22 protein-coding genes are annotated in these 25057 nt (G+C 71.8%); 18 read left to right on the top strand and 4 right to left on the bottom strand.

The genetic code is table 11. From position 1 onward, the window contains the following. Positions 1–99 precede the first annotated feature (99 nt). The 17 genes from P2L57_RS18295 (at position 100) to P2L57_RS18215 (ending at position 20821) form a co-directional block, all read left to right on the top strand. Positions 100–822 carry a helix-turn-helix transcriptional regulator gene (locus P2L57_RS18295; RefSeq protein WP_275815748.1) on the top strand — a complete coding sequence of 241 codons (723 nt, stop codon included), beginning with the start codon at positions 100–102 and terminating at the stop codon, positions 820–822. 135 nt (positions 823–957) lie between these two features. Next, positions 958–4107: a hypothetical protein gene (locus P2L57_RS18290; protein ID WP_275815745.1), complete on the top strand. Its 3150-nt coding sequence runs from the start codon at positions 958–960 to the stop codon at positions 4105–4107. Further along, a complete protein-coding gene (locus P2L57_RS18285) occupies positions 4104–4835 on the top strand; it encodes a Pvc16 family protein (protein WP_275815743.1) in 732 nt (243 codons plus the stop codon). The genes P2L57_RS18290 and P2L57_RS18285 overlap by 4 nt, the downstream gene beginning before the upstream one ends. Next, complete coding sequence (locus tag P2L57_RS18280) at positions 4832–6946, top strand: ATP-binding protein (RefSeq protein WP_275815741.1); 2115 nt, start codon at positions 4832–4834, stop codon at positions 6944–6946. Before P2L57_RS18285 ends, P2L57_RS18280 begins: the two co-directional genes overlap by 4 nt. A gap of 237 nt (positions 6947–7183) precedes the next feature. Further along, positions 7184–8722: a phage tail sheath family protein gene (locus tag P2L57_RS18275; protein ID WP_275815739.1), complete on the top strand. Its 1539-nt coding sequence runs from the start codon at positions 7184–7186 to the stop codon at positions 8720–8722. A 39-nt stretch (positions 8723–8761) separates the two neighbouring features. Further along, the gene (locus tag P2L57_RS18270) at positions 8762–9202 is read left to right on the top strand and encodes a phage tail protein (protein ID WP_275815737.1); all 441 of its coding nucleotides are present in this window, start codon (positions 8762–8764) and stop codon (positions 9200–9202) included. Continuing rightward, positions 9199–9666 (top strand): hypothetical protein, encoded by a 468-nt coding sequence (locus tag P2L57_RS18265; RefSeq protein WP_275815735.1) that lies wholly within the window; start codon positions 9199–9201, stop codon positions 9664–9666. The genes P2L57_RS18270 and P2L57_RS18265 overlap by 4 nt, the downstream gene beginning before the upstream one ends. Then, the gene (locus tag P2L57_RS18260; protein WP_308292485.1) at positions 9663–9821 is read left to right on the top strand and encodes a DUF6760 family protein; all 159 of its coding nucleotides are present in this window, start codon (positions 9663–9665) and stop codon (positions 9819–9821) included. Before P2L57_RS18265 ends, P2L57_RS18260 begins: the two co-directional genes overlap by 4 nt. Positions 9822–9826: 5 nt before the next feature. Continuing rightward, complete coding sequence (locus tag P2L57_RS18255; RefSeq protein ID WP_275815733.1) at positions 9827–13342, top strand: hypothetical protein; 3516 nt, start codon at positions 9827–9829, stop codon at positions 13340–13342. Between the two features lie 38 nt (positions 13343–13380). Further along, positions 13381–13806, top strand: coding sequence for a phage tail protein (locus tag P2L57_RS18250; protein WP_275815731.1), 426 nt, complete (start codon positions 13381–13383; stop codon positions 13804–13806). A gap of 37 nt (positions 13807–13843) precedes the next feature. Continuing rightward, a complete protein-coding gene (locus P2L57_RS18245; protein ID WP_275815729.1) occupies positions 13844–14566 on the top strand; it encodes a CIS tube protein in 723 nt (240 codons plus the stop codon). Then, positions 14563–16344 carry a VgrG-related protein gene (locus tag P2L57_RS18240; protein ID WP_275815727.1) on the top strand — a complete coding sequence of 594 codons (1782 nt, stop codon included), beginning with the start codon at positions 14563–14565 and terminating at the stop codon, positions 16342–16344. Before P2L57_RS18245 ends, P2L57_RS18240 begins: the two co-directional genes overlap by 4 nt. 82 nt (positions 16345–16426) lie before the next feature. Next, on the top strand, positions 16427–16738 hold the full coding sequence (locus P2L57_RS18235; RefSeq protein WP_275815725.1) for a PAAR domain-containing protein: 312 nt from the start codon (positions 16427–16429) through the stop codon (positions 16736–16738). Continuing rightward, positions 16735–17157, top strand: a complete 423-nt coding sequence (locus P2L57_RS18230) for a GPW/gp25 family protein (protein WP_275815723.1) — start codon at positions 16735–16737, stop codon at positions 17155–17157. Before P2L57_RS18235 ends, P2L57_RS18230 begins: the two co-directional genes overlap by 4 nt. Beyond that, positions 17157–19118, top strand: coding sequence for a putative baseplate assembly protein (locus P2L57_RS18225; RefSeq protein WP_275815721.1), 1962 nt, complete (start codon positions 17157–17159; stop codon positions 19116–19118). The genes P2L57_RS18230 and P2L57_RS18225 overlap by 1 nt, the downstream gene beginning before the upstream one ends. Beyond that, entirely contained in the window at positions 19115–19678 is a 564-nt protein-coding gene (locus tag P2L57_RS18220; RefSeq protein ID WP_275815719.1) for a phage tail protein, read from the top strand. Before P2L57_RS18225 ends, P2L57_RS18220 begins: the two co-directional genes overlap by 4 nt. A 3-nt stretch (positions 19679–19681) precedes the next feature. After that, positions 19682–20821 (top strand): zinc ribbon domain-containing protein, encoded by a 1140-nt coding sequence (locus P2L57_RS18215; RefSeq protein ID WP_275815717.1) that lies wholly within the window; start codon positions 19682–19684, stop codon positions 20819–20821. 359 nt (positions 20822–21180) lie between these two features. Here P2L57_RS18215 and P2L57_RS18210 read toward each other — a convergent pair whose 3' ends face one another. The 3 genes from P2L57_RS18210 to P2L57_RS40235 all read right to left on the bottom strand — a co-directional run bounded on the left by P2L57_RS18210 (position 21181) and on the right by P2L57_RS40235 (position 22761). Next, positions 21181–21672, bottom strand: a complete 492-nt coding sequence (locus P2L57_RS18210) for an SRPBCC family protein (RefSeq protein WP_275815715.1) — start codon at positions 21670–21672, stop codon at positions 21181–21183. After that, positions 21669–22010, bottom strand: coding sequence for an ArsR/SmtB family transcription factor (locus P2L57_RS18205; protein ID WP_275815713.1), 342 nt, complete (start codon positions 22008–22010; stop codon positions 21669–21671). The genes P2L57_RS18210 and P2L57_RS18205 overlap by 4 nt, the downstream gene beginning before the upstream one ends. Before the next feature lie 169 nt (positions 22011–22179). Continuing rightward, positions 22180–22761: a PucR family transcriptional regulator gene (locus P2L57_RS40235; protein ID WP_275815711.1), complete on the bottom strand. Its 582-nt coding sequence runs from the start codon at positions 22759–22761 to the stop codon at positions 22180–22182. 320 nt (positions 22762–23081) lie between these two features. On the opposite strand from P2L57_RS40235, the gene P2L57_RS18195 reads away from it, so the two are divergent. Continuing rightward, on the top strand, positions 23082–24134 hold the full coding sequence (locus P2L57_RS18195; RefSeq protein ID WP_275815709.1) for a PP2C family protein-serine/threonine phosphatase: 1053 nt from the start codon (positions 23082–23084) through the stop codon (positions 24132–24134). A gap of 611 nt (positions 24135–24745) precedes the next feature. Here P2L57_RS18195 and P2L57_RS18190 read toward each other — a convergent pair. Then, positions 24746–24883: a hypothetical protein gene (locus P2L57_RS18190; protein ID WP_275815707.1), complete on the bottom strand. Its 138-nt coding sequence runs from the start codon at positions 24881–24883 to the stop codon at positions 24746–24748. Between the last annotated feature and the right edge of the window lie 174 nt (positions 24884–25057).

The raw sequence follows: 25057 nt of genomic DNA, 5'->3' as shown, positions 1-25057 counted from the left end.
TCCAGCCTCCATCGTCTCACGGACGGCCTTCGCGACACGGCGGCCCAGGTCATCATCACAACAGCCCATTGGTGGCGCAGATATAGAACGGAACGGTTGATGACGTCGATCGAGATAACCCACGAGGCGGCCGTACCGACGCAGTACGGTCGTGCTCGCACGCCCGGATCTTCCGAAGTCGCCGAGATACACGTCAAGCCGAGTCGGGTGCCGGTGGCGGTGTACGCGGAGGACATCATCCTGCACACCGGCGTCGTCCACCAGTTAAGGCATAGGCCGGAGGTGGAGTTGCTCACGGATGCCGAGGCCGCGAAGGCAATGGTCTCCCTGATGGTGGTCGACAGACTCAACGAGACCGTGGCCGAACAGCTGCGCAGGCTCCACCGCGGCACGACGACCCGGATCGGGCTGGTGGTGGGCCACTTCGAGATCGGCGGGCTGCAGACCGTAATAGAGTGCGGTGTCGCCGCGCTGCTGCGCCGGTCAGAGGCCGACCAGGACCGGCTCGTGCATCTCATCACCGCCCTGGCGAGGGGTGAGGGCGTCATGCCCGGGGATCTGCTCGGCAAGCTGCTCGAGCATGTCGGGAGCCTGCAGCGCACGATGCTCGACCCACGGGGCCTCACCCTGTCGACCCTGACGGCTCGGGAGGCGGAGATGCTCCGGCTGGTCGCCGACGGCTTCGACACCAGCGAGATCGCGGCGCAGACCTCGTACTCCGAACGCACGGTCAAGAACGTGCTGCATGAGATCGCGACGCGGTTGGGGCTGCGCAACCGTGCGCATGCGGTGGGGTACGCCATGCGTCATGGGCTCATCTGACGTCGTCGGCAACGGCGGATTGCCCTTGGGGACACCGGCGTTTACCCCCGGCTCGGGTATCCGGGGTCTGTCCGTGCGCAGCCGCGCCGGGGAGACTGCCGGGAGTACCGCCCTTCTCGGTCTGTGAGGTTGAGCGTGATCGGCGCCACCGGCACTTCCCGGTCCATTCCACGGCGGACGCGACTCGCCGTCGTCGCCGCAGTGTTGCTGTGTACGGTCACCGCTTTGGTGGCGCTGGGCACTTCGAACTCCGACGGGCGGGGAAGGGACGCGGCCCCGGCGGCAGCCGCCGCGTCGGAGGTCGGGAGGATCGCCTTCGCCGGCACCGACCACCGCAGCCTGGCGCGCGTCACCGGTACGGCTTCGACCGCGCCGCTGTTCGGCGCCGGTCCGGCCCACTTCGACGTGGACCCCTCGGCCCGCGGCGGCCTGCTGGTCTTCACCAGCCTGCGGGACGGTCCGCGACCCCAGGTGTACCTGCGCGAGGGGTCGGGCGCGGTGCGCAAGCTGACCACCGGCATGGACGCCGCCGATCCGCAGTTGACCCCGGACGGGCGGTCCGTCGTGTTCGACGCGGTGGAGCCCGGCGGACGCGGCGGGAAGACCCAGCGGGACCTGTGGCTGGTCAGGACGGACGGCACCGGGCTGCACAGGCTGACCGACACCACGTCCGACGAGACGTCACCGACGGTCTCGCCCGACGGCGAATGGATCGCGTACGCGTGCACCGCCGACCCGACGCACACCCAGATCTACGTTCGGCGTCTGTCCGGCGGCGGATCGAGGCGGATCACGGATGTGACCACCGGCAACGCCATCAGCCCGGCATGGAACCCGGTGAACGACCCCGCGCACCGCGACCAGATCGTCTACACCTGGGACCAGGGCGGCCAGATCGGTCCACGGCTGAGGATCACTTCGCCCAACGGCGGCGACCGGGCGTTCTTCCCCGGAACCGGCGCCGACTGGCGGACCAGATCGGCCGCCTGGCTGCCCGACGGGAGCGGGGTCCTCTTCCTCAGCCCCGACCGGGGCGAGGGTGGTCCGACACCGTTCGAGAACGTGTACCGGGCTCCGACGTGCTCGTGCACCCCGGCCCAACTGGTGCTCAGCGAGGACCGCGAGGTCGAGACGCCGACCTGGCTGGGTACCCAGACCGGCGGCGGGCCCGTTGTCGGCGAGACGAGTGCCTCCGCTCCCAACGTGGCCGACCTGGAGGACGTCCGTCCCGACGGAGCGGACCCGCGCGACCTGGGCATCAGCGTGCTCAGGGAGGACCCGGCCGCCGACACCAACACCGATCCCGCGGCCGACCCGCTGTTCAACCCCCGCCCCGGCTACGACCCGTGGACCGAGCGGCAGAACTACACGCCGGACGGCCGGAAGATCGTGGTGACCCGCTTCGAGGACTCGGCCGCCGGCCGCATCGAACGGATCTGGCTGGCCGACGCCGACGGTTCCAATCCGCAGCCGATGAACCTCGCCGGACGCGGGCCGAACGACTGGGACACCGACCCTGCCGTCTCACCGGACGGCCGCCTCATCGTCTTCTCCAGGAGCTCGCCCGGCGGTGTCGGAACGGCGTCAGGGCCGCGGCGCGTCGTCATCGCGAACGTCTCCACCGGCGCGATCGTCGCGACCATCCAGCCGCCGGCCGACCAGCAGACAGCCTCCGACGCAGAGCCCACCTGGTCCCCGGACGGCAAGCTGATCGCCTTCACCAGGACCGAGGTCATCAGCGGCAACGGCGCCAACAAGCATGTGCTGACGGTACCCGCCGACGCGCTTGACCAGCAGACCGACGTGAGCCGGACGGCGTGCCCGGGTGACTGCGAAGTCATCGACGACAGCCCCGCGTTCTCGCCGGACGGCCGGACCGTCGCGTTCAACCGCAAGGCCGGTGGCGGCCAGCCCAACGAGCGCAACGGCATCCTCGTGGCCTCGCTGACGGGCGGCGGATGCACGGTGATACTGCCCGCGGGGCTCGGCCACCAGAAGGACGCCTGCCGCCGCCAACTGCCGGACACCTCCGCCACCGGCCCGTTCCAGCCCCGTGACGTCGCCTGGTCTGCGGACGGCTCCCATCTGGTGCTGACCTCCCGCCGGGCCCTGCCGCCGAACTCGCCGGAGGCGCTGGCGGTCTACGACTTCGCGACCGGCAAGCTCACCCCCGTCGACAGCAGCCTGCCGGGACGGCAGAAGGAGCCGACCCTTCAGCCCTCGGCCGACCTGTCGCTGAGCGCGCCGGGTACCGTGCCCCCGGTGCCGACCGGCTCCAGCACGACCGTCACCATCACCGTGACGAACCACGGGCCCTCGCCTTCGCCGGGCACGGTCTTCACGGCATCGGTGCCGGCGGGTGCCCGGCTCAGCGGGCTGACCACCCCGGCCGGGCAGTGCGATGCCGCGGCCCTCCGGTGCGATCTCGGCCTTCTCGCGCCGGGCGCGCGCATCCGGCTGACCGCCACGATCACCGGGACGCAGATCGGTGAGCAGCGGTTCGGCTGGGGCGTCACCGGAGCGGTGGTCGACCCGAACCCCGGTGACAACGCGGCACAGACGGCCGTACCCGTCGTGGCCGTGCCGCCCCCCTCGTCACCGCCTCCCACGCCACCACCGCACCCGAGGCCGCCCACGCCGAAGGCCGGCCCGGGAGTGGCGGTCACCGCGCAGCCGAATCCGGGATACGTCGGCGGCCATGTGACCGTGACCTACAGCGTGAGCAACGGGGGCGATGCGCTCGCGACCGGGTTGCGCCTGTCGCTCGGGCTGCCCGCAGGGGTCCCCACCGAGCCGCTGCCCCCCGGCTGCTCGGCGGGAGCGTGCGAGTTGGGCGACCTGTCCCCGGGAGGCACCGAGGACGTGCAGGTCGTGCTGTCACCCAAGGCGGCGCTGAGCACCACCATCACCGCGATCCTGACCACCACCGGCACTGACGCCCACCCGGGCGACCACGTGGCGAGGACCCCGCTGCGCATCCTCCAGCCCCGCATCGTCGCGGTGCCGCCGATCGGAAAGCCCGGTTTCGTGACGTCCGTACGCGGCAAGGACTTCCCGCCGGGCGTACCGGTGAGGTTCACCTGGAAGCCGGGCATCACCGCCGCCGCGGCGCCCACGGTCCCCGCTGACGACGGGACCTTCGCAGGGCAGTTGCTGATCCTCGCCAAGGACGAGACGGGGCCGCGCGTCATCACCGCGAGCGGTCCCGGGTTCTCCCCGGTGACCACACCCTTCCTCGTGGTGACCGGCAGCATCGGCCCGCCGGGGGAGGTGCAGCGGCGGTGATTCACGAAGTCGACGAGGCGTTGCGGCTCCTGCTGGTCGAGAGCGGCCTGCAGGAGGGCGGGGTCGAGCTGGTCTTCGACTCGCCCACCCGGGAATGGGCCGCTCGGCGCAACGCCCCGACGGTCAGCGTCTTCCTCTACGGAATCCGCGAGGAGGTGGCCCGCAGGCAGACCGGTGCCGCGGAGGAGCACGACGCGGACGGCGTGGTCGTCGCCTGGCGCACCGCGCCCCGCTGGTTCGAGCTGGCGTACCTGGTGACCGCCTGGACCAACCGGCCGCAGGACGAGCACCGGTTGCTGTCGGAGGTGCTGCGGTGTGTGACAGCCTCCGACGCCCTGCCCGCACGCCTGCTCACGGGTACGCTCGCCCAACTCGGGCTCACCGTCGGGATCGACACTGCGGGGCAGAGCCAGGGCATGCCGTCGGTGTCCGACGTGTGGTCCGCCCTCGGCGGCGAGCTGAAACCGTCCATCGACCTCAGGGTGTTCGCTCCGCTCTCCGGCGAGCGCGGCCCCGCGGGGCCCCCGGTGACCGAGGGGCTCGTGGTGCGGGCCACCGACACGACCGGGGCGACCGGCGGGCCGGACGACGCCCACACAAGCGGCGCCGAACCCGGCCGCCGACTGCGGTACCACGGCGCCACGGACCCCGGTCCCGACGGGTTCACGGCGCCCCGGGAGCGCCCGCTGCCGCCCGGCCGCCGACGGCGCGGCGGTCCGGCGCGATGACCCTCGACGTCGAGGCGGCCCGGAGCGAGCAGGCGATCGGCCTCGACCACCTGTGGGACCGGCTGCGCCACGTCGAGCAGCGGGTCAGAGCCGCTGTCCGCGAGCGCAGGACCAGCGATCCGGACCCGGACGACCCGTACCGCGGTCAGTACCTCACCCCGCAGGCGGTGGAGCGGATCCTGGCCACGCCCGCGTCGGCGTGGAGCCCCGGCATGGGCCTCGGCGAACCGCCGGCGCCACCGCCCGGGTCGAGGATCGAGCGGCTCACCGGCACCTTCGGTCTGCTTCCCCTGGACCTCGAACTCCTGCTCGTGGCGATGGCTCCCGACATCGACACCCGGTTCGAACGGCTCTACGGCTACCTCAACGACGACCTCACCCTGCGCAGGCCGACCATCGGGCTCGCGCTCGAACTGTGCGGCCTGCCAGGGGCGGGAGCCGGGCGTTTCCGTTTCTCCGCCCACGCCCCGCTGATCGCCGGCGGACTGCTGGAGACCACCGAGCCGGAGCGGCCGCTGCTCTCCCGAGGGCTGCGCGTACCCGACCGGGTGACGGCACATCTGCTCGGGGACGACGAGCTCGACAGCGCGCTGTACGGGCTCGTCCGCGTCGGCCGGGATGCCGACGGCCGCCCCCCGGAGCCGACCCGCCGCATCGGCGCCGCCGCATCGAGCGCCGGCGGACTGGTGCACCTGCTCGACAAGGGCGGCAACGCCGGCCGCCTGGCGGTCGAAGCCCTGGTGGGCATCGGCCGACAGCCCCTGGTCCTCGACGTCGCCGCGTTCGCCGCCCGCCCGGCCGACACGACCGTGCGCGCGCTCGCCAGGGAGGCGCGCCTGAGTGGAAGCGGTGTGGTGCTCGGTCCCTTGGACGGACTCGAACCCCAACGCCCCGAGCGGGCACGGCTGTTGCGTGAGTTGTGCGCCGACCTCGCCGGGGTTCCACTGATCGTGCACGGCACCCAGGCATGGGACCCGCTGTGGGCGCCGGACAGCCCGGTCGTGATCGCGGTCCCGCCGCTGAGCCCGCGGCAGCGCGCTGAGCAGTGGGCGCGCGCGTTGAGCGGGTCGCAGGGGCCGTCGGACGGCTCCTCACGGCAGGGCGGGCACGCCGCGCTGGGCGACGAGTTCGCCGCGGCAGTCGCCACGTACCGGCTTGACGAGAACCAGGTGGCCAAGGCGGCCGGTGTGGCGATCAGGACGGCGGCAGCCGAGCGCCGCCCGCCCAGCGCCGACGATCTGCGCGCCGCGGTGCGGGCGCAGAACGGGGCGGGACTCGCGCGCCTCGCCCGTCGGATCGAGCCCGCAGTCGGATGGGACGATCTGGTGCTGCCCGAAGCCACCTCGCGCCAACTGCGCGAGCTCGCGCTGCGCGCAAGCCACCGCGACCAGGTGCTCGGTCAGTGGCGGATGCGGCCGGGCGGCGGGCGGGGGCACGGGGTGATCGCGCTGTTCGCCGGGGAGTCGGGCACCGGCAAGACGATGTCGGCAGAAGTGGTCGCGGCGGAACTCGGCATGGAACTGTACGTCGTGGACCTGTCCACCGTCGTGGACAAGTACATCGGTGAGACGGAGAAGAACCTCGAGCGCATCTTCGCCGAGGCGGCGCAGGTGAACGGCGTCCTGCTCTTCGACGAGGCCGACGCGATCTTCGGAAAGCGGTCGCAGGTCAAGGACGCGCACGATCGCCACGCGAACGTGGAGTCGGCGTACCTGCTGCAACGCATGGAGTCCTTCGACGGGATCGCGGTTCTGACGACCAACCTGCGGGCCAACCTCGACCAGGCGTTCACCCGACGGCTGGACGTGATCGCGGAGTTCCCCGTACCGGACGAGGAGCAGCGGCGCGCCCTGTGGGACCGCTGCCTCGGCCCGCAGATCCCGCGCGGTGACGACCTCGACCTGGAGTTCTGCGCGCGGCGCTTCGAGCTCGCCGGCGGTTCCATCCGGGCGTGCGCGGTGACCGCGGCCTATCTGGCCGCCGAGACGGGGCGGCCGCTGACCATGGCGCAGTTGGTGTCCGCGGTGATGCAGGAGTACCGCAAACTCGGCCGCCTGGTGCTGGAAAGCGAGTTCGGACCATGGCTCGACCAGCAGTGGCACAGCGCCTGACCTGTGCAGGCCCGTCGCGGCGGATCCCCCTGAGCGGCCGGCCCGCCCTCGCGTCCGTCCTTGGCGGCCTTGCGGCTCCCACGGCTCACCGTCGGTCAGAGCCGACCGGTGGGTACCTGCAGCGATGCCCGCCGGGGCAGCGTCCTTGCCCCTGGTCCGGGACCGCGGGACATGTCGTGGGAAGCGGCCCTGGCAGCAGACTCGGTGGCGAATGACGGGCCACCCGAAGGAGCGAGCATGCCGTCGTACCTCACCCCGGGCGTGTATGTGGAGGAGGTCCAGTCCGGTGCCCGGCCGATCGAGGGGGTCGGCACGGCTGTCGCCGCCCTGGTCGGCTTCGCCGAGACCGGTCCCTTCCACGAGCCCACCCTGGTGACCAACTGGGACCAGTACGTGCAGCAGTTCGGCGGCTTCACCGAAGGCACGTACCTCGCCCACGCGGTGTACGGCTTCTTCGCGAACGGCGGCGGCTCGGCCTACGTCGTACGTGTCGGGGGGCCCGCGCAGGCGGCCGGCACCAGCAAGGACGCCGTCCGGCAGGCACCCGCGCCCACCGCGGTCGCGGGCTTCCTGTTCTCGGCCCTGCCCGGCGCGGGACCCGACGTGTCCGTCGAGATCGCCGACGCCGACGGGGAGAACGTCCCGGACGACCGGTTCAAGCTGGTGGTTCGGCAGGGCGACAAGGTGGCCGAGACGTACGACGTCTCCACACGCAGGAACATCAAGGGATATGTCGTCACCCAGCTGAAGGAGTCGAAGCTCATCGCGGTGACCGAGCAGCCCGGCACCGCGCCGAGCCGCCCGGAGCGCCAGGCTCTCGCACTCGCCGCCGCCCCCGCGGCCGCGCCGGCGGCCCCCGCCACCCGGCTCGACCCCGCGGAGTACGTGGGCGACGCCTCGGCCCGAACCGGATTCGCGGGGCTGGAGGCGATCGACGAGATCACCATGGTCGCGGTGCCCGACCTGATGAGTGCCTTCCAGCGCGGTGACATCGACGCGGAGGGGGTCAGGACCGTTCAGTTGGCGGTGATGTCGCACTGCGAGCAGATGGGTGACCGGATCGCCGTCCTGGACACCCCGCCGGGTCTGACAGCCCAGAAGGTGCGCACCTGGCGGAACGAGGAGGCGGGCTTCGACTCCCGCTACGCCGCCCTGTACTACCCTTGGATCAAGGTGTTCGACCCGGCGATCGGCCGGAACGTGATGGTCCCCCCGAGCGGGCACGCCGCTGGTGTGTGGGCGCGCAGCGACTCCGAACGCGGTGTGCACAAGGCGCCGGCCAACGAGATCATCCGCGGCGCGGTGGACCTGGAGATCCGCCTCAGCAAGGGCGAGCAGGATCTGCTGAATCCGATCGGCGTCAACTGCGTACGCGCCTTCCCCGGGCGCGGCATCCGGATCTGGGGTGCGCGGACCCTCTCGTCGGACCCCGCCTGGCGCTACCTCAACGTGCGGCGGCTGTTCAACTACCTGGAGGAGTCCATACTCCTGGGCACCCAATGGGTGGTGTTCGAGCCCAACGACGATCGGCTGTGGTCCAGCATCCGCAGGAACATCACCGCGTTCCTGACCGAGGAGTGGCGGCGCGGAGCGCTGTTCGGCAGTACCGCGGCCGAGGCCTTCTACGTCAAGTGCGACCGCGACAACAACCCCCAGGAGTCCATCGACCTCGGGCAGGTGGTGTGCGAGATCGGGGTCGCTCCGGTGAAGCCCGCCGAGTTCGTGGTGTTCCGGCTGTCCCAGTTCTCCGACAGCACGAGCCTCGTCAACGAGTGACCAGCAGGGTCAGAACACACCGGGAGGTGACACGCAGCCATGGCTGAAGGCGATCCGCTCTCCACACATATCTTCGGCGTGCAACTCGGCGGCTACAACGTCGAGTCCGTCAAGGAGATCAGCAACCTCACCGTCGACCAGGATGTCGTCGAGTACAAACAGGTCACCCAGCAGGGCAAGTTGATCGTCCGCAAGCAGCCAGGGGCGCGGCTGCCGGGCGAGGTGACGATCACCCGCGGTCTCGACAAGAGTGGGGCGTTCACGAAGTGGATCAAGGAGACCCTCAACAACGGCGCGATCAACACCGCACGGCAGAACCTCACCATCGAGGTCAAGGACACCACCGGCGCCACGCTTCGGCGCATCCAGCTGACGAACGCGTGGGCCAGCAGGTGGGAGGGCCCCACGCTCACCGCGGGTGAGTCGAACGCCGCGACCGAGACGGTGACCATCGTGTTCGAGGAGATCTCCGTCGAATGAGGCGACGGATCGGCCTTGAGGAACTCCTGGAGCAGGCACCGGCCCCGGCACAGCGGACTGCGCCGCAGCGGGGGCGGGAGTCCCAGGAGCACGAGTTGCGCACGGAGTTCGAGTTCGAGCTTCCGCGGGGGTACGTCGACGACGAGGGTACCGTGCACCGGCACGGCGCCATGCGTCTGGCCACCGCGCGGGACGAGTTGATGCCCCAGATCGACCAGCGGGTCAAGGAGAACCCGGCATATCTGAGTGTGGTGCTGCTGAGCCACGTGATCACCAGGCTGGGCAACGTCACCGACGTGCACGCCGGTGTCGTCGAGCGCATGTACGCCACCGATGTCGCGTTCCTCCAGGACTTCTACCAGCGGATCAACAGCGAAGGCCACACGCGCGCCGCGGTGACCTGCCCGCACTGCGACGGTTCCTTCGAAGTGGACCTCGCTGGTGGGCGCCTGGGGGAATGGTGACGTACGCGCCTGCTCGGCTGTACGAGGAGATCGCGTACATCGCCTACCACTTCCACTGGCAGCGAGAGGACATCCTCGACCTTTCCCACCGCGAACGCCAGCAGTGGGTACGGGAGATCGCGCGGATCAACACCCGCGTCAGCGAAGGCGGGTGAGCGGCATGGGGTTCTGGGACAGGTTCGCACGCCGGGCGGGCGGCGGCGCGGCGGACGATGTCCGCGCCCCCCGGGCCGGGGCGGACGCCCCACACCGCTCCGACACCGGCGGGGACGGGGGCTGGCGCGCGGTCCCGCCGTTGGCCACGACCGTCGCGGGGGCGGCGGGCGGAGTCAGTGACGGCCTCCGGTTCAGGTCACGGCTCGCCGCCTGGCAGAACCCGTCCTTGAGCGGCGCACTGAGACACGCGGTGCTGCCGTCCGCCCCGGCGGGACTGCTGCGTGCGGTGGCACGGCCGCTCGCTCCTGCGACCTTTGCCGACGCGGACGACCCCGAGCTGCCGTACGCCGCACCGCCGCAGGCGTCCGAGCCGGACGAACCCACAGAGGCGGGGACCGAGCCGGTACCACCAGTGCAGAGGTCCCGAGCCGCGCGCCGGCGGCTCCGCGCCACGCCGGCGGCCCCGGCGGCACCCGGCGACGACGGCGCCGCGCCGTCCGTGGGGCGGGCCCGGCCGCAGCAGACCGGCCTGGTCCTGCTCCGCCCCATCGGCGAGCCGCTGACCGTGGCCCCGCCCCCACGGCCGTTCCCTACACGCGCGGTCACCGTGGTCCCGCCCCGCGGTGCGCAGGGTCCCGTGGGCGCGACGCCCACGCACCGGTCCGCCACCGAGCCAGAGCCCGCGGCGGCGGACCGGGCCACCGCGACCGCCCGCCCATCGGCGGCCTCCGCGCCGATCCCAGCGGAACGAACCGGCATTGACCCGGAACCGGCCGTCGCAACCGCCCGCCCACCCGTGGCCTCGGTGCCGATCGTGGTGCGGCGATCGGGTGTTGACGGGGGACCGGTCGCGGCATCCGACTTCGCTTCGGCGCGGGATGCCGATGGTTTGGGGCAGCGCGGCGGCGTGGGAGAGGGCGGATCGGCAATGGCTCGCCCACCCGTGGCCTCGGTGCCGATCGTGGTGCGGCGATCGGGTGTTGACGGGGGACCGGTCGCGGCATCCGACTTCGCTTCGGCGCGGGATGCCGACGGTTTGGGGCAGCGCGGCGGCGCGGGAGAGGGCGCATCGGCAGTGGCTCGCCCACCCGTGGCCTCGGTGCCGATCGTGGTGCAGCGATCGGGCGCCGATGCGGGACCGGTCGCGGCATCCGACTCCCCTTCGGCACGGGACACCGACGACTTGGAGCAGCGCGGCGGCGCGGGAGGAACCGCATCGGCGAGGCCGGTACTCGGCGCGCCGCTGACGTCGTTGCCCGCGAGCGCCTCGACACAGCACGCCGCGGACGGCCTCGGCCACGCTGACGACGCGCCAGGCCCCGCGTCCTCACCGATGCGGATCGTCCCCTCGCCCACCCAACCGATCGGCCTGACGGAGAGCGTGCCCGGCGGACCCGGACCATCAGCCTCCGCCCCGCCGCCGGGCGGGTCGACGCATTCCCACCCCGCGCCCGAACGGCGCGACGGCACCTCTGTGCAGCGCGCGCCGTACGAGGGCGGTTCCTCCGTCGGGCCGCCCCCGGCGGCGCCCGGTGCTCAGCCCACCACGCAGCCGCGCGCCGGCACCGCCGACGCGCGGACGCGCGGGGGACTGGGCGCGCCCCTCAACGCGCTGCCGCCGACCGCGGGTGTGCCGGACGGCACCGCCCCGCTTCTCGGCAGGCGCCGCCCCGCCCGGCGGATCACGGACACCGCGGCGGCGGGCGTCGGCACGGACGGCGCGAGTGGATCCGCGCCGGAACACGTCCCCCCCACGGTCCCCACACCACCGCGGTCGGCCGCCCGGACCGGGATGCCGCTGCGCACGGAAGGCGTCCCCGTGGACGTATCTGTGCCCGGGCGGCCATTCGACGCCGCGCTGAACACAACAGCTCTCCAGCGCACGGTCGATGGCGGACGGCCCGACCCCGGGCGCGGCCCGGCCCCCGGCGATCGAGGCGCGGATGCGAACGAGCAGCGCGACATCGGCGCGCCAACGGCCGGGCGCGGGGCGGCATCCGCGCCACAGCCGATCGACGCCGCGCCGACGAGTTCCAGCGACTTCCCCTCGCGTCAGCCCAGTTCTGGACCGCGGGGGTCCGGAATCACGCCGCAGCCGCCCGCCGGAGCGGCAGAGCGTGACGCCACTGGAGCGCTGGGCCCGGCTCGCCACGCCCGCAGCGTCGGTGGCGGTGAGACCGCGCGGCGTGCCGTTCCGCAGCGCGACCACGGGCCGACGGTCGTGGCGCGCTCGCCGACCGGCGGCATCGCGCCGCATGCGACCGCGCCCGTCCAACACACGCGAGGACTGCTCGGCGAGCGCCCGATGGTGCTCGATCTCCGCGCACCCGCGGCGGCGCCCGCAACGGATACCGGCTCCGCCGCCGCCCGCGCCACGCCGGTCGTAGGGGCCGTATGGGTTCACGACCTTCCCCGGCGCGCCGACGGCCGGTCGGCCGCGGAGCCGGCGACACCCAGGACGCGGCGGCGCCGGGCCACCGGCGTCCCACGGCTGCCGAAGCGCGAAGAGGCCCGCCACCAACTCGATGATCCGCGCCCAGCGCCACCGGCGGACCCACCCGGCGCTGCTCCGGACGTGCGGCCGTCGGAGCCCCGCGTCGCACGTGCCACGGCTCCTGCCCCGGGGCCGCCGGTGCCCGACAGCCCACGCGGCGCGACAGCGCCGAGCCCGCAGCCACCGGAGCGCGGTCCTGCACCCGCGGGGCGCCCGATCGTGCAGCGTTCCGTGCCCGGCGGCCCGCGCTCAACAGGACCGAACGCGCAACCGGCGCTGCCCGGAACGCCTCCAGGGTCTGCCGCGGCCCCCGCCCGGCGCGTGCGACGTGGCGACCGCGACACGCCACCGGTCGCCGTCCCGGCTTCCCCCCTCCGCCGCGGTACGGAGCCCTCGACCACCTCGCGGGGTGGGCCTGGTACGAGCGTGCCCCTGGTACGGCTGGCGGCGCCGGGGGGAGTGACGGGTCGATCGTCGGTCCAGCGGCTGCCGGTCGGCGCCGGGGCCGCGCGGCCGTCCCTGGCACGGTCGCCGAGTGGTCCCGCCCGGCCGTGGCGCACGGCAGAGGAAGGAGCTGTCACACCGGGTGCGAGCCCGGAGCCGGCGCCGCTTCCTTCCGTCGCGTCGGCGCGTACCGCGTCGTGGACACAGCAGGCTCGGGGAGACGGGACGTCAACGCCTGTGCCTGCCCCGCGTACGGCGGCCTCGCGGTCGCGGCGTTCGGCCGACACGGCACGGGTGCTGCAGCGGGTGGCCGAGCAAGCGGGGCTGTCCGGAGTGCCGTTGACCGCCGTACCGTCCCGCACCCGGGCCGACGTCGCGCCCGTGGCCGAGGGCGAGGCATCGGCCGCCGGATCGCCCGCGGAGGCGAGCGCCGGATCGCCGACCGGGGCTGCCGCGGGTGTCGACATCAACGAAATCGACGAACTGGCCCGGCGGTTGATCGAACCCGTCGGACGGCTGCTGCGCGCCGAACTGCGCCGGGGAAGGGAACGCGCCGGGCGGCCGTACGACGGCCGCCGCTGAGCGCGGAAGGCATCGACGGGCAGGTGACGGAGGCATGGATGACCGACAACATCTTCGCGACGAGCGTGTTCTTCAGGCTCACGATCGGCGGCAACGACCTGGGGGACTTCGCGACGTGCTCGGGGCTCGGCGCCCAGGTCGAGATCGAACAGTACGCAGAGGGCGGCAACAACGGCTTCTCCTGGCAGCTGCCGGGCCGAATCACCTGGTCGAACATCACCCTGACCCGCGCGGTCACCGCGGACACCACCAAGATCGCGCGCTGGCTGGACGAGATCGTGCGGCGGGTGGAGCCGAAGGACGGCGAAATCGTGGCGTTGCGGCCCGACTTGAGCCGCATCGTCAGCTGGCAGGTGCTGGGCATCGTCCCCGTGCGGTGGCAGGGGCCGTCGTTCGACCCCGGGAACTCCCAAGCCGCCGTCGAAACCCTGGAAATCGCACACGCGGGCCTGCGTCCGTCATGACGTGCCGTCGTGGACGACTCATGGAAGGAGGTACGGGATGTCTTCAGCGGTCCCCACGAGTCACACCCGGGCCCAACTGACCATCATGGAGCCCCCTTCGACCGTCGGCGCACAGCCCGGCGGGGCCATCGCGAGGCTTCCCCTCCAGTTCAACCCGGCGACCCTCGTGTTGAGCAAGACCACGGAGTGGCGGCGCACACCGTCCCGGATGGCGGGCCAGTCCGCGCTGCCCGAGTTCGTCGGCAGCGGACCGCGCGCGCTCTCCCTCAACGTGTTCCTCGACGCGACGGCGACCCACGACAACTCGGTGGAGAAGGCTGTGGAGCAGCTGATGGCGGCCTGCGTCCCCACACCGAGCAGCCTGGCGCGCAAGACCCCGGCGAGCCCGTGGATACGCTTCGACTGGGGCACGTCGAAGACGACGTCGTTCAACGGCGTGCTGACCAGCCTGTCGGTCAGCTACACGCTCTTCGACGTCGACGGCAAGCCGCTGCGGGCCACCTGCTCGCTCAGCATCCAGGAGGCCAGTGTCGATCCGGCGGGCCAGAACCCGACCTCCGGCTCGCTGGAGGCACGCAGCACCCACCGGGTGATCGCGGGCGACAGCCTGCCCCTGCTCGCCTGGCGGGAGTACGGCGACGCGACGGCATGGCGCACCATCGCCGAGGCCAACGGTATCGACGACCCGATGGTGCTCGTGCCCGGAACGGAACTGATCGTGCCGGGGACTGACGAACTGGCACAAGGCAGGCGTTCATGACCACTCCCGAGGCGCGAGGCGGCCGGTCGTTCGCCGCGGACCCCGTCGTCGAGGCGCCGGGCCCGCTGCCACCGGCATGGGCGGCGCAGCTCGTGTCCTGCGACATCGACGAAAGCGTCGGCCTGCCCAACACCGCCGTACTGACGTTCCGCGACTACGACCACAAATTCCTCTCCGACACCGGGATCACCATCGGCACCCGGCTGCGGGTCTCCGTGGTCACCGTGCAGGGGCACGCGCAGGTGCGGCTGTTCACCGGCGAGGTGACCGCGCTGGAACTCGACGTGGACACGACGGGTTCGTTCACCGTGGTACGGGCGTCGGCGACCACGCACCGCCTGATGCGCGGGCGCAAGGTGAAGGCCTTCCGCAACATGACGACCGCGGACATCGTCAGCGAGGTCGCTGCGGGTGCGGGGCTGGGCTGCGGCCGTATCGACGCGTTCGCCACCGTCCACCAGCAGCTCTCGCAGGCCAACGTCTCGGACTGGGAGTTTCTCCAGTACCTGGCGCAGGAGAGCGGCGCGCAGGTGCGCGTCGACGACGAAGGGCTGCTGGAGTTCGTCAAGCCGGAGCCCGCGTTCTCCGCCCCGCCCCCCTCCACCCCCGCTCCCCAGAGCCCGATGGTCCTGGAGTACGGCCGCAACCTGCTGGAACTGCGAAGCGTACTGACGGCCGCCGCAGGGGCGGGCACGGTCGAGGTGCGCGGCTGGAACGTCACCACCAAGAGCGCCCTGGTCGCCACGGAACCCTCGGTGGCCAGCCAGACCGTGCAACCCGGGATGAGCCCGTCAGTGGTGAGCTCCGCCTTCGCCGGTCCCACACGGATGACCGTCGCCGACACGCCGTACCGTACGCAGGCGGAGACGACAGCCGCGGCCGAGTCGCTCGCCGCCACGGTCGGCGCCGGATTCAGCGAGTTGGAGGCGGTCGTCGAGGGCAACCCGATGCTGAAGGCGGGCACACCCGTCGCCCTGGGCAACGTCGGTGCTGCCTTCTCCGGCCGCTACACCGCCACCTCGGCGCGCCATGTACTCGAACCGTACCGGGGCTACCGGACCACGGTCGTGGTCAGCACGGCACCGGACCGCTCCCTCGCCGGGCTCGTCACCGGGGGCAACGCGCCACCCCGCGGGCCGCGGATGCAGGGTCTGGCCATCGCCGTGGTCACCGACGTCCGGGAGCCGGGAGACGCGCAACGCGGCTGGGTGCGGCTGAAGTTCCCGTGGCTGGACGACAACTACGTCTCCGACTGGGTGCGCACGGTCCAGTGGGGAGGCCACGGAGGTGGCGGTGTCCTCAGTCCCGAGGTCAACGACGAGGTGCTGGTCGGCTTCGAGCAGGGCTCCCTCGACAGCCCCTACGTGCTGGGCGGCCTCTACAACGGCGTCGACAAACCCTCGCCGCACGACGTGCCGCTGGTCGACCCGGCCGGCGGCAGGGTCAACCGCCGCTCGCTGGTGTCCCGTTCGGGCAACCGGATGGAGCTGCTGGACGTTCCGGGCGGCCCGTCCGGCGTCCGGCTGGCCAGCGGCGACAAGAAGCTGGAGGTCAGGCTGGACGAGCAGCGCGGCGAGATCGTCCTGACCGTCTTCGGCGCGGCCGGTGCGGCAGCGGCGAGTTCGGTGCGCCTGTCCTCGTCCGGTATCACCCTCGACGCCGGCACGGGAGCGGTGAACCTGCGCGGGGGATCGGTGACTGTCAATGGCGAGACGTCGGTCACCGTGGACGGTGGTGTGCTGGCGGTGCTCAAGGCCGACCTCGTCCGCATCAACTGACCGCCGTCGACGGCCCGGGACGCCGCAACCGCGCTGATCCCTCGAACCACCGGATATCGAACCACCGGATTGGAGACCGCACATGCCCCCCGCAGCCCGGACGGGCGACGCCACCGACCACGGCGGTGTCATCACCACCGCGCCACCAGGCGCCATCGCGGTGGAGACCGTGCTGATCGGCGGCCGGCCGGCCGCCGTCGCAGGCAGCCTGCACGAATGCGTCCCGCACGTGGAGCTCGGGCCCGCCAACGTCGTCATGCCCAACCTCGCGGCGGTGGCCGGGGGAGAGGTTCTGATCGGGGGGCTGCCCGCGGCTCGGATGGGGGACCAGACGGTCTGCGGCGCCGAAATCGTGACCGGCGCGTTCAACGTGCTGATGGGAGGCGCCGGGTGAGCGGAGGCTTCATCGGCCGCGGCTGGGCCTTCCCGCTCCGGGTGAACGCCACCGGCGGCATCGGGATGGTCGACCGGGACCGGGAGATCGAGGAGGCCATCCGGCTGGTGCTCGGTACCGCCCCCGGGGAGCGGCCGATGCGCCCCGAGTTCGGCTGCGGTATCCACGACTACGTGTTCGCGCCGGGCGACGGCACCACCGCGGGCCGCATCGCGCGCGAGGTGCGCACGGCCCTGGACCGTTGGGAGCCGCGCATCGAGGTCGACGATGTCGTGATCGCCTTCGACACCGTCGACAACGGCACCCTCTACATCGACGTGCACTACACCGTGCGGTCCACGAACGACCGCCGCAACCTCGTGTTCCCCTTCTACACCATCCCGGCCTCCCCGGACGCTTCGGACGGAGGAGAGAGCTGATGGCGCTGCCCTCCCCGAACCTGGACGACCGCCGCTTCCAGCAACTCGTCGACGAGGCGAAGAGGTACGTACAGCAGCGTGCGCCGGAGTGGACCGACCACAACGTGTCCGATCCGGGGGTCACACTCATCGAGACCTTCGCGTACATGGTGGACCAGTTGCTGTACCGGCTGAACCGGGTACCGGAGAAGAACTACTCGGCCTTCCTCGACCTCCTGGGCATCCGGCTCTTCCCGCCGGCCGCGGCGACCGCCGAGGTCGACTTCTGGCTGTCGGCCCCGCAACCCGAGACCGTTCTCCTGCGGGCGGACACCGAGGTCTCCACGCTGCGGACCGAGACCGAGGAGGCGGTGGTGTTCTCCACCGTCGAGGACCTCCCCGTCGTCCCCAGCTCCCTCGACCGGCTGGTCACGGTCTCCGCCTCGGGGGAGCAGGCCGACTGCACGGCACGGCTGGCCGACGGCGCGGACGTGCCGTGCTTCCAGCCGCGTCCCGAGCCCGGGGACGCCATGCTGTTCGCTCTGCCCGTCGTCGTACCGCGGTGCATCCTCGTCGTCAGGCTGGACAGCCGGGTGGAGGGCGTCGGCGTCGACCCGCGGCAGCCGCCTTTGGCGTGGGAGGTGTGGGACGGTGTGCGGTGGATCGCCTGCGATACCGGGCCAGACACCACCGGTGGCCTCAACAGGCCCGGCGAGGTGGTGGTGTTCGTCCCGGCCGGACACGTCGCATCGGTGGTCGCCGGGCGCAGGGCGGGCTGGCTGCGCTGCCGGGTGACCGAGCCGGAGCGGGACCAGCCCTTCTACTCCGAGTCCCCCACGATCCGCCGGGCCGAGGTGTTCACGATCGGCGGCACCGCCACCGTCGCCCACGCGCAGACCGTGACCGACGCACCTCTCGGCACGTCGGAAGGGGTCGCGGGCCAGCGCTTCCGCGTCAGCAAGCCGCCCGTCCTGCTCGACGGGGAGCCCCCGGTGGTCGAGGCGTCGGCCGGCGAGGGCTGGGAGAGGTGGACGGCCGTCGAGCACTTCGGCGACTCGTCACCGACCGACCGGCACGTCGTGATCGACGCGACCACGGGCGAGTTCATGTTCCCGCCCGCGGTACGCGAACCCGACGGCAGCCTGCGCGCCTTCGGCGCGGTGCCGCCCAAGGGCGCGCAGCTGCGCGTACCGCTCTACCGCACGGGCGGCGGCACCGCCGGAAACGTCGCCCGGGGAACGATCTCGGTGCTGCGCAGCTCGGTCCCGTATGTGGCCAGGGTCGACAACCGCGAGGCCGCCAGGGGTGGAGTCGAGGGCGAGACGGTGGAGAACGCCAAACTGCGCGCCCCCCATCTGCTGCGCCTCCAGGAGAGAGCCGTCACGGCCGGGGACTTCGAGATGATCGCCCGGCAGGCCGCCCCCTCCGCGGCCCGCGTCAAGTGCGTGCCGGCCGTGGCCGGGGAAGCGGGCGCGGTGCGTGTGCTCGTGGTACCCGACGCGGTGGCGGACGAGGACGACCGCCTGCGCTTCGAGCAGTTGATCCCCGGCGAACAGATGCTGTCCGCCATCGCGGCAGCCCTCGACGAGCGGCGGCTCATCGGCACCCGGCTCGTCGTACAACCCCCCGACTACCAGGGCGTGACGGTGGTCGCCCGGCTCGAAACCCGTTCCCCGGACGCGGATCGCGTACGGGAGGCGGCGCTCGCGGCGTTGTTCAGGCATCTCAACCCGCTGCGCGGTGGCGCTGACGGGACGGGCTGGCCGTTCGGCAGGGCGGTGCAGTACGGGGAGGTGTTCGCCGCACTCCAGCAGGTGACCGGCGTCGCAACGGTCGAGGAGCTGCGGCTGTTCCCGGCGGACCCGATCACCGGACGCCGGGGCGCGCCCGCCGAGCGGGTCGACGTCGCACCGGACGCCCTGGTCTTCTCCTATCAGCACCAGGTCGTGGTCAACTCGGTTCTCCCGGACGGCCTGTCATGAGCCGAGCCGCCGTCCCGGGCCTGCCGAGCCCCCATCCGATCGGCGACATGCTGCCCGCGCTCTACGCCGACGATGACTTCGCCCAGCGGTTCACAGCAGGCCTGGACACCGTCCTCGCCCCGGTCTTCGCCGCCTTGGACAACCTGCCCGCCTACTTCCAACCACGGCTGGCTCCAGCGGACTTCCTCGCCTGGCTGGCGGACTGGGTCGGCATGGAGGCCGACCCCGCCTGGCCGGAGGAGGTACGCCGCACCGTGGTCGAGCGCGCGGTGGAGCTGCACAGGTGGCGCGGAACCCGGCGGGGACTTCAGGAGCGGCTGCGCCTGAGTCTCGGAGTCGGTGCGCAGATCGTGGACGGCGGCGGCGTGTCCTGGTCCACGACTCCGGACCCTACGCTTCCGCTCGCGCCCTCCGGTGAGTTGCTGGTTCGGGTCTGGCCCATACGGACCCCGGAGGTGGACGAGGCCCAGGTACTGGCCGTCGTCCGGGCTTCCTGCCCGGTCCATCTCACCTGCCGGGTGCAGATCCTGCCCGGTCCACCGGGGAGAGAGGAGAGCTGACGCATGCGTACGTGCCCCGACTGCGGATCGGCCAACGGTGATGGGGACGACTTCTGCGGCAACTGCGGTGCCTACCTGGGCTGGTCCCGAGCAACATCCACGACCGGCCCGGCCGCGGCGAGCAGTAGTCCGTCCGCGCCCGCCGAGCCGCGGCGGCGTGACGAGAAGGAAGCCGCGCCTGGCGGCCCGGCGGCGGATGCCCGGGCCGACGCATCGGCTGCGGACACCGGGAAGCCCAGTGCGTCACCGGCACGGAGTCCCGCGCCCGACGCCGAACCGGCGGGTGCGCCCGCCGCCGAGGCGGGATCCCCGCTTCCGCGCGGCGCGCAACCAGCAGCCGAGGCACGCCGAACGCCCGAGGCCGACCCGGTGGCGGTCCAGCCTGCCAAGCCCATCCCCGCACGCCCCGTCGTACGGCCATCCGCGGTCGACGACGCCCAGGACGGCCCCCCATGCCCTCGGTGCGGCACGCCCAACCGGCCCGGCAGGCGATTCTGTCGACGCTGCGCGGCACCGCTGACCACCGCCGCACCCGCGCCGACCCTCCCGTGGTGGCGCACGCGCTGGCCGTTCCGGCGCCGGGTGCGCATCGGCGGTTCCGGCAACACCCTGCGACGGCTCATCACGCTGATCGTGGTGGCGGCGGTGGTGGTCGCGGGGATCCTGCTGTACCCGGCCGGCCGCAGAGCCTACGAAGACGTGCGGGACAAGCTCCGCGGCGCGTCAGCGATCAGCCCCTCCGGGGTTTCGGCGAGCGCCGAGGTCGAAGGCCATCCCGCGGCCGCGGCCGTCGACGGCCTGACGAACCGCTACTGGGGAGCGCCGCAGCTCGGGGCCTCGATAACCTTCACGTTCCACACCCCGTTCCGGCTGGTGGACCTCATCATCCACACCGGCGCCTCCACCGATCCGCAGCAGTTCCAGCGGGAGGCACGGCCCACGAGCCTGGACCTCCTGGCCACGACGTCGGATGGAAAGGTGCACGAGCAGACGGTGACCCTGAACGACAAGCCGGGCCCGCAGACAGTGTTGACCGGAATCAGCGACGTGGCCCGAATGACGCTCGTCATCCGCGCAGCGGCCGGAACGGGACCGGGACGTCACATCGCCCTGGGCGAGGTCGAGTTCTTCAAACGGGGTTGAGCGGCCCGCCGGGCACGGGGCGAGTGCCATGGCGCAGCGGCCTGATCCCGGGGCCTTCGTCGGCGGTCTGCTACGGCTCGGCCACCGAAGTCCACCATAAGCGCCCGGAGTTCACGCGATCCGGCGTGCTTGTGGTTGCTGACAAATTCATCCGTGCCGTTCAAGGGGCTCTACCTGTCGCGGCGGGTCGCAAATGACTAACCGGGGCTCCACCAACGTGCAACAGGCCATCTCCCGCGCAATGCTGTGCACCGCGTCATCAAGGTCCGGGAACACGCGAGGAGTTGGAACGCTCCGGATCAACCGTTCAGCTCAGCTTGATACGCAAGTCACGGTGACCCCTTGATCGACAACGCTGCTTAGGCGAAGGTCGTGAGCAGGGCGTCGAGGCGCTCATAGCCCTCGGTGACACCCTGGTCCATGCCGCTGGCCAGGATCGCGTCGCGGGCGACGAGTGAGTCGACGACGGAGAGGATGGTGACGCGTGTGCGGCCGTCGCCGAGATCCTCGAACGTGGCGGTGTCCAGGCTGACGCCATCGGGCACGCCCTCGAAGGTGAAGGTCTGCACGAGCCTGCCGTTGGGGCGCACTTCATGGAACGAGCCGTAGAAGGAGGCGACCACCTGGCCCTCCCGGATCGCGCGGTAGCGGTAGCTGCCGCCGGTGCGCATGTCCCAGCTGTCAATCTTCATGGTGAGGCTCTTTGGGCCGAGCCACTGCGTCACGAGGTCCGGGTCCGTCCAGGCGTGGAAGACCTTGGCAGGGGGTGCCGCGAACTCGCGGGTGATGCGGATGGTGGGGAGCTGGGGGTCGGCGTCGATACGGGTTTCCTGGGCCGGTTGGCTCGTCATGATGCTTCCTCTTCTTCCTCGTCAAGTGACGCCAGGACTGCGTCCAGGCGCTGGAAGCGCTCCTCGGCGCGGCGCCGGTAGCGTTCAACCCAGGCGGACATGAGGTCGAGCACCTCGGTCTCGAGGTGGCAAGGGCGACGCTGGGCGTCGCGGCTGCGGCTGATCAGCCCGGCGTCCTCCAGCACCTTCAGGTGCTTGGACACCGCCTGGAGCGAGACGTCGAACGGTTCGGCCAACTGACCCGGAGTGGCGTCGCCGAGCGCAAGCCGGGCGACGATGTCCCGCCTGGTCGGGTCGGCGAGCGCGGTGAACGCTCGGGAGAGCCGGTTGTCCGTCACTGGATGCCTCCGGATGCCTCGTTCTCAACCGACTGGTTGAGAACGAGGCTACGCTTCTGGCCTGCATTGTCAACCGCACGGTTGAATACGAGTCGTCGTAGGTCCTGGACGCGCGCTCCTTGGCCGTCACCGAGGGCGGGGCCGGTCCCTGGACCACGGTGAACCCATGTCACCGTCGACCGGCCGTTGTGGAGGGCTGCGGCCGTCCGGGCTGATCCACGGGTGTGAGTCGCTTGCCCGACGGACCGCACAGGAGTGCCGCGCGGAGATCGAGGCGGTCCGCGAGCCGGGACAGATTGCGGTTGGTGAGCTGTTCGATCCGTTGCAGACGGTAGTGGACGGTGTTCACGTGGACGTGCAGCGCCTCGGCCGAGCGGGTCCATGAGCCGTCGTTGGCGAGGAAGACCTCAAGGGTTTCCATGAGTACACCGTCGGTCTTCTCGTCCTGTTCGATGAGGGGGGCCAGGACCAACTCGCGGAACCCAGCGCGTACTTCGGCGGGAATGCCGGCGAGCAGGTCGGTGAGGGCGGTCATGTCCTCGGCTGCGCGGATGGCGAAGGTTGCCGGCGCGGCGGACCGCGCGGCCGACAGGGCGAAGCGGGCCTGCACGAGCCCGGCGGGGAGCTCGGCCGGCGTGGCGGCGGCTGGTCCGATGCCTGCGTGCACGAACGCCTGCGGGGTGAGGGCGTGCAGGGCCGGCCAGATGGCGTGCAGCTGGTCGGCGAGGTCTCCCGGCGTGCTTCCCGCCACGATGGCGACCGCCTCCCCCGTGTCGGAGGAGCCGATCGCGAAGGTGTCGGCGCCGGCTTGGCTGAGGGCTTCGCCGAGGGCACCAGCGGCCCAAAGCGCCGCCCCGCGTCCTGGTGAAGCGGCCCCAAGGCACGAAAAAAGCCTCCCCGGCGTTCGTAGGCTACCGGCGAGCGGCGATAAAATTACCCAAATCGGTGGCCTGGCTTCCGGCCCTAGGCTGCTGCTCGACCTGTGCGACCTTGGGGAGCGGCACGGTGGCGAGGTCTCCTGAGGAACGCGGAGTCACGCACAGCGCTGGTGCGCGGGGCAGGTTGCTGCCCGTGCTGCCTGCTCTGCTGCTGTTCATCGGCCTGTTCATCGGCCTCTTCACACCCCGCGATGTCAGGCCGGATGCCTTCCTCGCCACGGCCATGGTTGCCGCTGCCGCGCTGCTGCCTCTGTGGGGGACCGTGCTCATCGGAGTGGGCGCGTGCGCCGTCTTTGTCGGCCTGATGGTGGACTTCGATTCGCTGCGGGATGCGACCGCCTACTCTGAGCTGACCACCCTCGCGGCGATTGCGGCATTCGCCGTCTTCTTCAACCGCCTGCTTGCCCGACGCGCCCAGCAACTGGTCCAGGTCCGCTCAGTGGCCGAGACCGCCCAGTTGGCGGTGCTGCATCCGGTACCGCGACACCTCGGGCACGTCACGCTCGAGAGCCTGTACCTGGCCGCCGCGGCGGAAGCCCGGATCGGCGGCGACCTGTACGAGGCGATACGCACCCCGCACGGTGTACGGCTGCTTATCGGTGACGTACGCGGCAAGGGCCTGCTCGCGATCCAGACGGCCGCGACGCTGCTCAGCGCCTTCCGCGAGGCCGCCCACGACGCGCCCGACCTGCCCCACCTCGCGCGCCGCCTGGAGACGAGCATGAGCCGCTACGCTTCCCAGTACCCGGGGGTCCCGGGCTCGGAGATCGCTGAACGTTTCATCACCGCTCTCCTCGCCGAGATCCCGGACGATGAACCGGTCGTCCGGACCGTCACCTGCGGCCACCCGCCCCCGCTGCTGCTGCACCGCGGCGAGGTCCGGGAGCTGCAGCCCGCTGCTCCCTCGCCGCCGCTCAACCTGGGCATGCTGGTGAACGACGGGTACCACGTCGACCTCGCCCCCTTCCACCCCGGAGACCAGCTCCTGCTGTTCACAGACGGGGTCACTGAGACTCGCGACCGCTCCGGCGCCTTCTACCCCCTCGCCGAACGCATCCGCTCATGGAGCGGCGAGACGCCCCACCAGCTCCTCGACCATCTCCACCGCGACCTGATCGCCTACAGCGGCGGCGAGCTCGACGACGACATCGCTGCCCTCGTCGCCCGGCGGCGCCCGAGCCTCTGAACCTGAGATACGGCTCTGACCTGCGCAGGTTTGCCGGAACTCGTTCGAGGTGCCTGAAGCCGGGGGCACCCTCGCGTGCCGCCAACTCACTCCAAACGACCGCTACTTGGCACCATCCGACGGCCGCAGGCCGTCGGACAGGGCGCGGACCTGGCGCGCGAGGCGGCCCTGCCGCCGCAGGACGCGCGGCCGGCGAACCGGGGTGTCAGGCTAGGCCGTGTCACGAGGCACGCCCCGACCGGAGGGGAGCCCCTGGGGTTCTACATCGAAGTGGGCAACTTCGATCCAAAGAAGCGCCATGTCCTCTCCTCTGCAAAGGAGTTGGCGATACCCAGCGCGGTAGCGTCGGTGACCGTCCCGCGCACGTGGCTCAAGGTGCCCCTTGGAGCCGGACGAGGTGGGCCGGTGGCTCCCTCAAGGCTGGGTCGTGGAACGCCAGGGCGCGGTGCCCCGTCGCGGGGGGGGAACGGGGATGGTGGTGGTTCGGGTTCGCGGGTGCAGGGGCTTACGAAGGCGAGGCCGGGATGGCAGGCGCGCTTGTACGGGTGTCTGGTACCCCGGGTGTGCGGCTGGACGCCCGATGCCGGCCAGTGCCTGGTCGCCCAGCGCGGCTACCGGATCGCCCCCGCGATCGGGTCGCTGAGCGGCGCGCCGCCGAGTTCGGCCCGATGGACGGCGACCAGGCTCAGCGGGACCTTGCGCGGCTTCCCGGTGTCATCGTCACCGGGCTCTGCCCTGCTGCTCGACACCGTCCTCACGCCCCTGCTGGCATCCCGCGGCCGATCACGGTGCACGCGCCGTAGTCCCGCTCGGCCTCTGGGTCATTATGGATCTTTCGTGGTGGATTGCTGCGATCGCTCATAGGATGGGCATTATCGGCGCTCGGGCGTGCCCGGACAGGTGACGCCAGGGCGGGAAGCCGA

It is taken from the genome of Streptantibioticus ferralitis, assembly GCF_029223525.1.
Classification (GTDB): Bacteria; Actinomycetota; Actinomycetes; order Streptomycetales; family Streptomycetaceae; genus Streptantibioticus_A; species Streptantibioticus_A ferralitis.
Note: the sequence above shows the minus strand (reverse complement) of the source record. Positions and strands in the feature narration are given on the sequence as shown.